Source organism: Paenibacillus sp. FSL K6-2524, from assembly GCF_038005525.1.
Classification (GTDB): domain Bacteria; phylum Bacillota; class Bacilli; order Paenibacillales; family Paenibacillaceae; genus Fontibacillus; species Fontibacillus anaericanus.
The window spans coordinates 6,081,801-6,094,547 of record NZ_JBBOSP010000001.1 but is presented as its reverse complement, the minus strand read 5'-3'; the positions used below and the strand labels follow the sequence as shown (position 1 = coordinate 6,094,547).

General features: G+C 43.2%; 11 protein-coding genes. 7 read left to right on the top strand and 4 right to left on the bottom strand.

Annotated elements, in window-relative coordinates; translation table 11 throughout:
• Positions 1-17: 17 nt before the first annotated feature.
• Positions 18-3,011 carry a hybrid sensor histidine kinase/response regulator gene (locus NST85_RS28300; protein WP_341190979.1) on the bottom strand — a complete coding sequence of 998 codons (2,994 nt, stop codon included), beginning with the start codon at positions 3,009-3,011 and terminating at the stop codon, positions 18-20.
• 225 nt (positions 3,012-3,236) lie between these two features.
• The gene (locus NST85_RS28295; protein ID WP_127191571.1) at positions 3,237-3,770 is read right to left on the bottom strand and encodes a dihydrofolate reductase family protein; all 534 of its coding nucleotides are present in this window, start codon (positions 3,768-3,770) and stop codon (positions 3,237-3,239) included.
• Positions 3,771-3,842: 72 nt separating this feature from the next.
• Here NST85_RS28295 and NST85_RS28290 point away from each other — a divergent pair, with 72 nt between their 5' ends.
• Both NST85_RS28290 and NST85_RS28285 read left to right on the top strand, forming a co-directional pair.
• Entirely contained in the window at positions 3,843-4,760 is a 918-nt protein-coding gene (locus NST85_RS28290) for a helix-turn-helix transcriptional regulator (RefSeq protein WP_341190978.1), read from the top strand.
• 99 nt (positions 4,761-4,859) lie between these two features.
• Positions 4,860-6,272, top strand: coding sequence for an alanine/glycine:cation symporter family protein (locus tag NST85_RS28285; protein WP_341190977.1), 1,413 nt, complete (start codon positions 4,860-4,862; stop codon positions 6,270-6,272).
• An 87-nt stretch (positions 6,273-6,359) separates the two neighbouring features.
• Here NST85_RS28285 and NST85_RS28280 read toward each other — a convergent pair whose 3' ends face one another.
• Entirely contained in the window at positions 6,360-6,998 is a 639-nt protein-coding gene (locus tag NST85_RS28280; protein ID WP_341190976.1) for a nitroreductase family protein, read from the bottom strand.
• 433 nt (positions 6,999-7,431) lie between these two features.
• Here NST85_RS28280 and NST85_RS28275 point away from each other — a divergent pair, with 433 nt between their 5' ends.
• The 4 genes from NST85_RS28275 to NST85_RS28260 are packed head-to-tail and all read left to right on the top strand — an operon-like array spanning position 7,432 to position 11,109.
• Positions 7,432-7,848, top strand: coding sequence for an HTH domain-containing protein (locus tag NST85_RS28275; protein ID WP_246054465.1), 417 nt, complete (start codon positions 7,432-7,434; stop codon positions 7,846-7,848).
• Complete coding sequence (locus tag NST85_RS28270; RefSeq protein WP_246054466.1) at positions 7,845-8,750, top strand: IS3 family transposase; 906 nt, start codon at positions 7,845-7,847, stop codon at positions 8,748-8,750. The genes NST85_RS28275 and NST85_RS28270 overlap by 4 nt, the downstream gene beginning before the upstream one ends.
• Complete coding sequence (locus NST85_RS28265) at positions 8,723-9,574, top strand: SDR family NAD(P)-dependent oxidoreductase (RefSeq protein ID WP_341191179.1); 852 nt, start codon at positions 8,723-8,725, stop codon at positions 9,572-9,574. Before NST85_RS28270 ends, NST85_RS28265 begins: the two co-directional genes overlap by 28 nt.
• Positions 9,571-11,109 (top strand): AMP-binding protein, encoded by a 1,539-nt coding sequence (locus NST85_RS28260; RefSeq protein WP_341190975.1) that lies wholly within the window; start codon positions 9,571-9,573, stop codon positions 11,107-11,109. The genes NST85_RS28265 and NST85_RS28260 overlap by 4 nt, the downstream gene beginning before the upstream one ends.
• On the opposite strand, the gene NST85_RS28255 is transcribed toward NST85_RS28260, so the two are convergent.
• Positions 11,110-12,024, bottom strand: a complete 915-nt coding sequence (locus NST85_RS28255) for a phosphatidate cytidylyltransferase (protein ID WP_127191577.1) — start codon at positions 12,022-12,024, stop codon at positions 11,110-11,112.
• Between the two features lie 97 nt (positions 12,025-12,121).
• Here NST85_RS28255 and NST85_RS28250 point away from each other — a divergent pair, with 97 nt between their 5' ends.
• Complete coding sequence (locus NST85_RS28250) at positions 12,122-12,664, top strand: hypothetical protein (RefSeq protein WP_127191578.1); 543 nt, start codon at positions 12,122-12,124, stop codon at positions 12,662-12,664.
• Positions 12,665-12,747: the final 83 nt, after the last annotated feature.

The following is a 12,747-nucleotide window of genomic DNA, read 5'->3' as shown; positions in this document are numbered from 1 at the left end:
TTAGTTCAATTGAAAGACTATCGATCCACTGCATTAGTATCCGGAATGACGAATGAGACGGTTGTTCCTTCGCCCGGTTTACTGATGATAGACAGGCCTTGGCCGTACAATTGTGTTAGTCGTCGATTCGTATTGGAAAGGCCAATTCCACTATTTCCCTTCATGGTTGGACTCAATAGTTGATTTACTTTTTCTTGTTCCATACCCTTGCCATTATCTTTTACTTCAACAAGTGTGAAGTTATCCTGGCGTGTAATCCGAATATGAACCGTTCCACCTTTGTGTTGACTAAGTATGCCGTGTCTAACAGCATTCTCAATCAGTGGTTGTATCAGAAGTGGAGGGAGATGCAAGTGGATGCCGGGCTCAACCTCCCATTGGATATTTAACCTGTCTTCAAATCGCACTTTTTCAATATACAAGTAGGCTTCGGCAAGCTCCAACTCATGGGAAAGCTTGACCAGTTCTCCTGTATTTATGAAATCAAAACTGATCCTTAAAAACGAAGCAAAGGCATCGCCCAGATCTTGCATTTTTTTCGCATCTATATCACTAAGTGCCATAATTGAATTGAGCGTATTAAATATAAAGTGCGGATGGATTTGTGCCTGCAGATAAGCGGCTTCTATGCGTAAACGTTCATTGACCGATTGCTTCAAGGTGATTAGAGCCCTAATTCGGTATCTAAGTTCCAGTGCGTCTACCGGCTTGGTCACATAGTCGTTCGCTCCCGAAGAGAATCCAGTGTAGATGTCAGCCGACTGACTACGTGCCGTCAGTAGCAGAACTGGAAGATCGGCTGCAGAGTAATGCTCCCTTACTTTCTGAGTCAATTCGTAACCTGATATATGCGGCAACATGACATCGGCAATCAGTAGATCCCACTGCCGGGTACCTAGTAGTTCCAATGCCTCAAGGGCAGAATTGGCTGTTGTAATGTTGTAAGGCTCCGTCGACAGGATTCCAACAAGCACATTCAAGTTAATTGGGTCGTCATCAATTGCAAGGATACTCGCCTTCACTTCATTTAAAAGCGGCGGGATAAGTGAAGAGGCTGCCACTTCATCGATTGCGGCATCATGGAAGATGAATCTTGCTTGTTGATCTTCTGTTCCTTCCGTTACAGGATGGGTCAGAAGAGGGTGCTGCGATAGTGGGAGATCCACCATCCCCGCTAACGGCAGGTCAAAACTGAATACGGATCCTTTCCCTATGTCGGACCGTACGGTTAATGCACCGCCGTGTAATTCTATTAGTTGCTTGCAGATGCTTAAGCCAAGCCCGATTCCTCTCCCATCGCTTACCCCATAAGACCCTTGTTCATAAGGGAGAAATATTCGCGTCTGTGTGTCTTTGTTCATGCCAACCCCGGTGTCGGAGACATGGATCAAGGCATATCCGTGCCGCATCTCGGCGGACACTGAGATCGTCCCTTCTTCCGTAAATTTGATGGCGTTATGTAATAAGTTATACAGAACTTGCACAAGTCTTTTCTCATCGGCCATTACCGGCGGCATCGATTCCGCTATATCTATATTTAGTTGAATAGGTTTGCCTTCTATCATAAATCTTAGCATTTCGATGACCCCGGGAACGATGGATTGAATCTTTAGGGGCTCTTGCTTCAGCACGATGCGTTGCTCCTGAAGCCTTGCGACATCGAGAAGATCGCCGAGCATGTAAGACATGCGGCGACTTATGGTGATAAGAAGTTCCATATCTTTTAGGCTTTTCTTGTCCATATTCGCTTGTTCTTTGGTTACAACGGTCTGAGCGATGTTCATTATACCGTGCAGCGGTGTCCGCAATTCGTGTGAAGTATTGGCAAGAAATTGGTCTTTCAGTTTGTTGGATTTTTTTAACTGTTTGTTCAGCAGGGTATTTTCTCTAGTATTACGCAAAAATTTCTTGAACCAGTACGTAGAAAAGCCAATAAGGGCTGCAATGATATCTAATGGATAGTATACGACATTAACCTCTTTATGAGAGATTAATAAGGTCCAAAGAAAGTTAGACATAATACTTGCTGCCGATAATAGTAAGAAGATGATGTCGACGTCGTCTTGCTTCTTGAAGATCGTGATTCCCACTAAACAAATAGACCAAGCAATGGGCAGCAAATAGAAGAAAGTATATATCCCTAATCCAACCGTTACATTGACCAGTGAGGCGGATGAAACCAATATAAATGCTGAATAAGAAATGAGGGCGATGGTATATATTCGCAACCATTTGTTCTTTTTTGGAATAACCGAAGAGAATTTTCTGAAAATAAGTAGAATAAAAAAGGTTTGCCAAAAATGAGCAAGCAGGTTGATTTTTAGCGCCCATGTATAATTGATCGGCAGCCATAGTAAGAGTAGGTTATCATGACCAATTACAATACATACTCCGACCGCCAGCGTTAACAGACTGACAACGAATAGGGATTGTTCCTGGCGATTGAATAAATAGAGGATGCATGCATACAAACCGTGAAGCAGCAAAATAATAAACGCAACAAGTTGAAATCCGATCGAGTACCAACGCACGTAGTCGATTTCTGCTTGAGAGCCAAAACGAATGGAGTTCATGATACCACCGTTATCAGGATTATCGAAGTTAGCTATTCGAATGAGTAATTCAATTTCTTCCACGCCCTGAGCAAAGTAGGAAGCTGTGTAAGAAACACTTTTAGGGGTGTATTCATTGGCGTTCTCGGCTAGTTTTCCAAAAGTGCCTTCGGCCTTCCCATTTATCTCTACCTCAGAAGAGGTTTCTAATCCTCGTAACCAAAATGAGATAGGTTGTTTCAATGGATCAACTAGAATACGTAGTCGATACGTTGCATAACCCAAAGAGGAGCGGGTGCCTTCTGACAGCACACTGCTCCAATCTCCCGGAACTTGAATATAACGGGGTTGACTTTCGATCGAAGGTATATCTCGATAGGAAACGAACTTACCCGGGTAAAGTCCCCATTGGCCATCCAGAGGAATGCTTGAGGATGTATCTAAGTCTATGCCGCGCATGTCGAGTACACCATTCACAGCACGAGGGGACTCAGATGTGGAGAATATCTGGGACCAGGCCCATCGGAGGCCGAGGAGAACGCTAATAAATATTAGAATTATGGTTATATATTTTAGTGTGGTTTTATTCTTTATTCGCATCATCATATAAACGCAATTCGACATAAATGGCGTTTATCCTTTTATGCATTTTATACCTAAATCTACACCGATTGGCTCGATTTATTAATTCTCAATTGATTTGTAAATCAGTGAAGCCATTTGGCCGATCTTCTGTATATGCGTTAAATGAAAAGTGCTAGGCACGGTTCCTTGTGGAAACAGGGGGATACCTTCACCAAGTACCTTAGGAATGATAGTGATTTGAAGTTCGTCTAACAAATTGGCCGCTAAAAAATCACCAACAAGTTGCCCTCCTCCTACAAGCCATACATCGCCTTCTGATGTGAGTTTTAACCTTGGAATAAGTGTGGTAAGGGCTTCATCCGTAAATGTAACGTGCGGTGCAGGGGCTTGTTGCGATCTAGTCAGAACGTAGCATGGTTTGTCAGCATAGGGGAATTCATCAGCGAGTAACAGCACCTCGTCATATGTGAGGCGACCCATTATAACCGTGCCTACTGTTTTATAAAACTCTCCATAGCCACCGTCCCCACCATCAGCTTCGACATCCATCAACCAATCTACTGAACCGTCGAGCCTTGCAATGTAACCATCCAAGCTCATGGCGATATACAGCACCACTTTATTATTTTTCATATTCAATCGCTCCTTTCTATGGTTTATGATACCCTATAACTATGACAAAATATGACGTAATTAGGTGAGAAGATGAATAATCGAAGACTAAGTATGATGAGGTTATTAGATTCGAGAAAAAAATTTACTGCTCGTGAGTTGGCGATGCGGTTCAACGTATCGGTTCGTACGATTCAACGAGACCTAGACCATTTGCAACAGATGGGCTTTCCTCTATATGCAGAGGTGGGAGCGAACGGAGGTTACCATGTGCTACCGAACAGAATTTTGCCACCGCTTCAACTTACAGAGCATGAGGCGTTTGGGCTGTTTATGATGATTGAATACTTGGAGAAAGTATCTGACTTCCCCTATGGCTCGATTCGTGCCCAGCTAGCGGAACAATACTTTTCAAGCTTGCCGGTTGATGTACAAGATTCGATCACTCGCATGAGACAACACATTGCCTTTCTTCAACATCATTGCGTGCAACCAGAACCTATGACTACAAAAATACTAAGTGTTGCAGTCGAGAAGAGTAAGGCTGAGTTCATATATACATCCCGCAATGGAACGAAGAAGGTGGAGGCATACCCGCTTGGCATCTATTATGAGCATGGTTATTGGTATATGCCCGCTAAGAACAAGGAACGAATCTTACTGTATCGGGTTGATAGAATACAACAGTTTGATATACTTCATCGCATGGACGGTTCTATTCCAACGCTTAAAGATTGGCTAAGCTCAGAAGATAACAGGGCAAGCGTGGAAGTGGTATTGCAGTTTACTGACTTTGGAGCGAGGCTCGCAGAATCGGAACCTCTATTCAAGCCTGTTCAACAGAACAAATGGTGCGGGCAGGTTCCTCCGGATGAGTTCCCCTTTATGGCACGAAAATTGCTCTCGTATGGCCCCGAAGTGAAAGTCATAAGCCCGGTGGAGCTGCAAGAATTAATAATGAAGTTGTTGCAGAGTAGTTTAGCCCAATATTCCCATAATAAGTTTCTGTAATTTATTAGTTATTGAAATAATTGTTGTTATCTTTGAAAATATTATAGTGGAAAATGTTTTGCAACTGGGTTTCGACAGATAGCAAGAGAGGCGGATTACATGCAACAAGTATTAGATAATTTGATTACTGTAACAAATGAGTTTCTTTGGTCAAAGATTTTGATCGTTCTTCTTATTGTTTGTGGTATTTATTTCACCATCAGATCGAAGTTTGTACAGTTTGGTATGTTGAAGGAAATGTTTGTAGTTCTTAAAGGTTCTAATGAAAGGTCTAAAGATAGCATTTCATCGTTCCAGGCCTTTTGTATAAGTATGGCGGCTAGGGTCGGGACAGGTAATATAACCGGTATCGCGATTGCTATTGCATTAGGGGGTCCAGGGGCGGTCTTCTGGATGTGGATTATTGCGATAATTGGTTCAGCATCCAGCTTTATTGAGAGTACATTAGCACAGGTGTACAAAGTGAAAGATAAGACCGGATTTCGAGGCGGGCCTGCCTATTATATGGAACAAGGTCTGAACAAGCGTTGGATGGGAGCGATATTTGCTATACTGATTACGTTATCGTTTGGTCTCGTATTTAACGCTGTTCAGTCCAATACGATTACAGTGGCCTTCGAGAATTCATTTGGGACCAATCGGATCGTTCTGGGGCTTATCATAGCTGCTGTATTTGGGGTTATTATCTTCGGCGGGATCAAGCGTATCGCCAGAATGTCTGAATACATCGTAGTCATTATGGCTGTGATTTATATCGGGAGTGCTCTAATCATTATGCTACTCAATATTACCAAATTGCCTGAAGTTCTAGCACTTATTGTGAAGAGCGCATTCGGATTCGAACAAGTTGTGGGTGGATCTTTTGGGGCAGTGATTCTACAAGGTGTGAAACGCGGGTTGTTCTCGAACGAAGCAGGTATGGGTAGTGCACCCAATGCTGCGGCTACTGCAACCACAAGTCATCCTGTTAAACAGGGACTTATGCAAGCACTTGGGGTACTTACAGATACGTTAATTATTTGTTCTAGTACCGCATTTATTATATTGCTGTCCGATGCGTATAAGCAGCCAGGGTTAGACGGTATCAAACTGACGCAAGCTGCATTAAGCGAGCATATAGGTTCATGGGCATCAGGCTCATTAGCCATTATGATTCTCCTCTTTGCATTCAGTACGTTAATTGGGAATTATTATTACGGTGAAACGAACATAGAATTTTTGAACTCAAAAAAGTCAGTGTTAACAATCTATAGATATAGTGTTCTGGGTATGATTGTGTTTGGCTCTGTAGCTAAGGTTCAATTGGTATGGAATTTGGCTGATTTATTTATGGGTCTTATGGTGGTCGTTAACTTGATTGCCATCCTTTTACTATCTAAAGTCGCCTTCGCTGCTTTACATGATTACAAGAAGCAGAAACGTGCAGGGAAGGACCCTGTGTTTTATAAAGATAGTATTAAGGGTCTAGAGCACGTTGAATGTTGGGATAACCCGTCGGGTGTGGAGAAGTAAATAAATATGGTACTCAACCCGTAAAAATAGAAAACTCGTCCAGTGCATTCTCAGCATAGGACGAGTTTTTTTGTAATCGAGACGATATTATTTCCAAGTCGTAATAGTTTCAACAGGCAAACGGTAAGTTTGGAATCCTTCATTTGCTGCTTTACCGATTGTAATTAGCATAATAGGGATATAACGATCTTTATCCAGGCCATATACTTCTGCTATTTGATCTTTCTCATAACCACCAATGGGGTTCGTGTCATAGCCGTGTGCCCGTGCGACAAGCATAAGCTGCATCGATACAAGGCCAGCGTCAAGTATGATGGTTTCTCTCATGTTTTTCTCGGGCATCGCTTCATAGAGAGGTTTGAATGCATTCAGTTGAAACTCTTTGATTTCCTTAGGCATATATCCAAGCTCAACAGCTTTGCCGTAGATTTCTTCGGCATAGTCGATGTTATTCATATCTGCAAAGACAGCGATGACAGCCGATGAACTTAAGACTTTTTCTTTGTTGAATTTAGCAAGATCACCTAACGTTCCTTTTCCTTCTTCACTATCAATGACGACAAAACGCCAAGGCTGCATGTTGATTGAAGACGGTGCCGAAGTGGCCTCGGCCAAAATTTCCGTCATTTCCTCACGGCTAATTTTTACGCTTGGATCATATTCTTTAATGGACCGACGTCCATATACAATCTCGTTGAAATCATTTGTTTTCTGAAAGTTATTCATAGTTGTTATTCCCTGCTTTCTGTTGTTTGTATATATTTGAGGAGTCAATAGTTGATATGTCAATTAATATAATACAAAACAAAAGAGACTGCAATAGCCGGAATCATTTACCACTATAGGGTGGGGGTTATTCTAGCGTAAATCACAGTAAAAAGGAATTTCTCTGATCCTGTCGAAAACATAGGAGCGTGCCTGTATAGGTAACCCTTCAGGCAGGAAGGGAGCTCTTATGTCTACTTACAACCTTCTCGAACATCTATTATTCCCGTCGATTTTCTTAAATAAACAGAAGCTGGATCGTGAACCTGAACTGTGACCCGTAAGATGGAAACTTTGAAAAAAGTGACCCTCTTACGGGTCATTTGTGTTTTAATCGAACTATTGAAACAAAACCGTGGAAGAACTCATCAATAAAACGAGAGGTGATTTAAAGATGTTCAACGAAAATGAGATTAAACAGCTAGAGGGGAATCCAAATGTCGAGAACGTGACGGAGAAGAGTATTACGTATTCACCTACGTTTAAACTTGCAGCAGTTAAGGCCTATAAAGAGGGACAAACCCCGATGGAGATTTTCCTCAAAGCCGGATTTAATATGGATATTATCGGTCGTAAGAAACCCAAGCATTGCCTAAACCGTTGGCGTAATTCTTACCAGGCTCATGGAGAAGATGGACTGCTTGAGAATCATCGGGGAAAAGGATCTACGGGCAGAAGACCTGCAGGAGAACTCTCCACCGAAGAAAAACTAAAACGTGCGGAAGCACGAATCAAGCTACTTGAGATGGAGAATGACTTTTTAAAAAAGCTCGAGGCGCTCGAAAAGCAGAAAATGCTGAGGAAACGTTGACACCCTCCGAGCGCTTCCAGATCATTAACCACACCATCCGCAAGCACGGCCTACAGCGTATGACGCGCTACCTATGCAAGTTGGCCCATGTGAGTTTAAGCGGTTATTACCGCTGGCTTGCGGCTGAGGAATCCAGACAGTTACGAGAGGAAGCAGATGAGCGTGACGCTTTCCTTATCCAAAAGCACTTTGACGATTTGAATGGTAAAGCTGGAGCCTTAGTAGTGAAGATGAGACTTGAACGGAAGAGCAGCGTTGTCATGAACCACAAGAAGATTCGAAGATTAATGCGAAAATATAACCTTATTGCTACGATTCGGCAAGCCAATCCCTATCGTAAGATGGCGAAAGCTACAAAAGAGCACCAAACATGTCCAAATCTACTAAAGCGTGAGTTTGACCAAGGAGAGCCTGAGAAGGTACTGCTGACGGATATAACCTATATGCACTATGGGCATGGACAATGTGCCTATCTGTCCGTGGTGAAGGATGGATCGACGAGACAAGTTTTGGCTCATTATCTCTCCTCCTCTTTGGCCCTATCGCTAGTGGAACGGACTATGGAAAGGTTGCTGGATCGACTGGATAGCAATATTCATCCTGAGGCCATTTTACACTCTGACCAAGGGATGCATTATACTCACCCAAAGTTTCATCTTCTCGTCAATAAGGCTGGCATTAAGCAGTCCATGTCCCGCAAAGGGAATTGCTGGGATAATGCCTCGATGGAGACATTCTTCGGTCATATGAAGGATGAGCTAGAGTATAAATCGTGTACGACCATTCAGGAATTACGAGTTCGAGTAAATGACTATATGGAATATTACAATACGGAGCGTTACCAGTGGACATTAAAACAGATGACTCCTGATGAATTCAGAAGTCATCTGTTGACTGCCTAACGAAAGGCTCTTTTTCAGAACTGTCTACAAATAAGGTCACAGTTCAACTGGAAGGAAAGACTGTTCTTATAACGGGTGCAAGTTCTGGAATAGGTGAGCAGCTGGCATATATGCTAGCCGAGATTAAGGTTCATCTCATATTGGTGGCAAGACGAGTGGACAAGCTTGTAGCCATGAAAACCGCCATTGAAATGAAAGCTGCCCAAATAAGTGTGTTCCCGGCGGATCTTCGAAATGAGCAGGAGATGGAGGGATTACTCGCCTTTCTTCATCAGCTTCCGGATGGGCTGGATATCGTTATAAGTAATGCGGGTCATTCCATCAGGCGTTCCATTCATCAGTCCTTGGACCGCTATCATGATTTTACTCGTACAATGGCGATCAATTATTTTGCCCCGGTTCAATTACTCTTATCTACGCTTCCTCTTATTGAAAAAAAACAAGGACACATCATCAACATCTCGACCGTAAATACGCTGTTGCTCCCGATGCCCCATTGGGCGGCTTATCAAGCGTCGAAGGCGGCTTTTGATACTTGGTTTCGATCTGCCGCTCCTGAACTAAATATGAACGGGGTCTTCACTACCTCAATCTATCTTCCGTTAGTCAGAACACCTATGATCCTGCCAACCGCTGCTTATCAAAAACTACCTGCCATGTCACCACAGCATGTTGCAAGGATTATTTGCAATTCCATATATACGAAAAGAAAAACATATAAACCATGGTGGTTGATTGTCGGCCAGCTAGGATCCTTATTATTCAGAAGGTGCCTGGAATTTTCAATCCCGAGAAGGTTAAGGAAAAGGGGGAAACGGCAATGAGGCTATTTAAATTGTTCCATGTTATGTACAAAATCAGACTATTTTCCCCGTTATCCTTGTTTCGGTTATCTTCCGCCATTTATACATTTGGAATCAATTTGATGACGTTGCTGAATTTTTCAGCCCGGACTTACGGAGAAAAGATAGCGTTAGTAGATGAGCAGGAAAGCCTAACTTATAGCCAGTTGTTTGCACAATCCGAAGAGCTTTCGGTCGTTTTGAGGGAGAGTTACCAACTAGCAAGCGGCAAGAAAGTGGGTTTTTTGTGTAAAAATCATGCTTCTTTAGTAAAGGCGATTTTTGCGGTTTCTTTATCCGGGGCAGATGTATATTTGCTTAATGCGGAAATGAGCGAGAGCCAGTTGAATAACATCCTTGAGCGCCATGATTTTGACCTCATGGTCCTTGATGAAGAACGAAGTCCCTTGCTTGAACAATCTTCATATACAAAGTCCAAACTACTTAGCTATCATGATACGCTTCCGGCGATAAGCAACCTATTTTCTACGAGAAATTACACTAAGCATAAAAGGTACCGAACTTCCACAAGCAAACTTGTGCTTCTGACCGGTGGGACCACAGGAAATGCTAAGGAAGCTGCACATAAACCCTCGCTATTTAATTATTTAAATCCTTTCCACGACTTCCTTATTCGCTTAAAAATCTTGAATTATCACACTGCTTATATTGCGACGCCTATTTATCACGGTTATGGAGTAGCGGTACTGATCTTATTTTGCGCTTTGGGAAAGAAAGTAGTTGTTCATCGTGGATTTGATGCAGAGGAAGCATGCCGCTTGATTCGGGAGCACCAAGTTGAAGTGGTAACGGTTGTCCCTTTAATGTTACATAAAATGTTAAATACGAACGCGGATGATTTGAAATCCCTTGCTTGTATCGCTTCAGGTGGTGCAGAGCTCAATCCCAAACTGGTAAAAGAGACGCAGGGTCAATTGGGAGAGGTCTTGTACAATCTGTATGGCACTTCAGAAGCGGGCTTGAATATCATCGCAACGCCACAGGATCTAGCATATTCCGCATATACGATCGGCAGAAAGATTAAGGGCGTCCGCTTAAAAATAATGAATGAGCGCAAAGAGGAAGTAGAAGCTCGCACGGTGGGTCAATTTTGCATTAGCAACAGTTGGTCCATGAGAAACGGGGTTAATTCCTGGATCGAAACTGGTGATTTAGGCTATCAAGATGAGAAGGGCTACTATTTTCTGCGTGGAAGAGCGGACAGTATGATCGTCTCAGCGGGGGAAAATGTATATCCTCTTGAAGTGGAACAGCTCCTGCTCACGCACCCTCAAATTGAGGATGCGGCCGTAATCGGAATGCAGGACGAGCAGTTTGGACAGCGGCTGAAAGCCATTGTCCGACTAACTCCTCAGGCAGAAACGACAGAAGAGGAGCTTCTTCAATGGCTGCGCCCTAGACTGGCTCGATTTCAAATGCCCAAAGAAATCATTGTTGTGGATGATTTACCCTATACTTCATTAGGGAAGCTCGATAAAAAGCGGCTTAAATCATAATTACATGAAGTCGAAAAAATATCGGATGACGTGAAAAAAGACGGGCGAGGTGTAGGTCAAACTGTCGATTCGACTTAAGTAGCTTTTTTTCAAAGCCTCGAACCTATCGTCATCCCCGATTAACAAATCCCGCTTCAGCACTGACACCGTTAAGCTACCGAAGAAACCACTCAAGCTGATCAGCATGCCAGATAGGATCCCGAAGGTCAGGTCCAGCGGCGTCAGATAAGGATATATCAGATAGGATACCCCTGTCGTTACGAGGAACGCACATGCGAAACCTTCCCAAGTCAAATGTGGGTTAGAAGTGGGGACTACTTTCCGCTTGCCGAAATAGATCGAGGCCAGATGGTGCACGACATCATTAAGCTGGGTCAACACCACTAGAAAAAGTACAAGTCCCGCGCCATACTGTGGCGTAGCAAATTGAAAATAGGCCAGGTGACTAAGCCCAAAAACCATGAGCATAAGCCCCCATTGAGCCCGGCTGACACTGCGCAGAAATCCTACTGTTCCTTTGTTGATCAGTCGTGGGAGCGGAAGGAGCAAGAATACATACACAGGAATAAAGACAATAAACATCCCGTACCATTCGATATAAATCCAATAGAACTGCAGGGGAATGGATAAGTATGCCCACAGAAACAGTCTGCGATCGGCTTTTCTTGATCGAATCATGGAGAAATATTCTTTCAGTGCGAAGAAGCTGAGTACCATGAGGGACAGAAGTGAAACGACGGGGTTTAACAGCGTTGCTAAGCAAAAAATGAAGAGCATGCCCCACCAGGTTGTGATGCGAAATCCAATGCCTGTATAGTCTTTATCCGGCTGTATTTTGCCTATCGCATAATAGATCAATTGGATAGCCGATAAGGTTGCAAAAATAAGAATTAAGGTCAATAGTGAACTGTCCATTACCAATCACCAACTTATCGCAGGGTAGGATTTCATTAAAGGGATCATATGTTATTATGAAGGAATAGTCCAAACTTGATAAGGGGAAGTTTTGTAAATGGTAGCTGATCAATCGGTTTTTATCTTGCTTACGAACACCGGAACTCTGTTTACAAGAGTTATTCAAACCTACACGAAGGCTCCTTACAATCATGCCTCGATCTCCTTTAATCGGGAACTTTCAGAGTTGTACAGCTTCGGACGAAAGCACCCCAACAACCCCCTAAATGGTGGGTTTGTGAAGGAGGACCTGAAGACAGGAACTTTCAGCAAGTATCCGAATACGACGTGCGTGATCTATGAGCTTCAAGTATCCGAGCGTGAAATCGAGAAGATGAAGCGGGTCTTGCAGGTGTTTATCCAAAAGCGCCAAAAGTATCTCTATAACATTCTAGGTGTAGTGGGCATCGCACTGAAAGAACCAGTCGAATTCAGCAACTCTTACTTCTGTTCGCAATTCGTCGCAGAGATTCTGGAGCGGTCCGGCATCAAGTTATGGAACAAGCTACCTGCACTTGTAACACCGGATGATTTCCGGCAAAGTGACCGGCTGCATTTGATCTATGAAGGCAAGTTAAGTCAGTACGAGCTCCGGGCTTAGCGGCTTGATGCATACATGAATTAATGAAGGGCTCATCCATGAAATCAGTGCTTGATAAGAACCAGCGTGCAGTGGAGTTTTGG

What these genes read in the sequence shown, in the direction of transcription:
- NST85_RS28300 (WP_341190979.1), bottom strand. Translation starts at nt 3,011, where the DNA reads ATGCGCGGCATAGACTTAGATACATCCTCAAGCATTCCTCTGGATGGC.
- NST85_RS28295 (WP_127191571.1), bottom strand. Translation starts at nt 3,770, where the DNA reads ATGAAAAATAATAAAGTGGTGCTGTATATCGCCATGAGCTTGGATGGT.
- NST85_RS28290 (WP_341190978.1), top strand. Translation starts at nt 3,843, where the DNA reads ATGAATAATCGAAGACTAAGTATGATGAGGTTATTAGATTCGAGAAAA.
- NST85_RS28285 (WP_341190977.1), top strand. Translation starts at nt 4,860, where the DNA reads ATGCAACAAGTATTAGATAATTTGATTACTGTAACAAATGAGTTTCTT.
- NST85_RS28280 (WP_341190976.1), bottom strand. Translation starts at nt 6,998, where the DNA reads ATGAATAACTTTCAGAAAACAAATGATTTCAACGAGATTGTATATGGA.
- NST85_RS28275 (WP_246054465.1), top strand. Translation starts at nt 7,432, where the DNA reads ATGTTCAACGAAAATGAGATTAAACAGCTAGAGGGGAATCCAAATGTC.
- NST85_RS28260 (WP_341190975.1), top strand. Translation starts at nt 9,571, where the DNA reads ATGAGGCTATTTAAATTGTTCCATGTTATGTACAAAATCAGACTATTT.
- NST85_RS28255 (WP_127191577.1), bottom strand. Translation starts at nt 12,024, where the DNA reads ATGGACAGTTCACTATTGACCTTAATTCTTATTTTTGCAACCTTATCG.
- NST85_RS28250 (WP_127191578.1), top strand. Translation starts at nt 12,122, where the DNA reads ATGGTAGCTGATCAATCGGTTTTTATCTTGCTTACGAACACCGGAACT.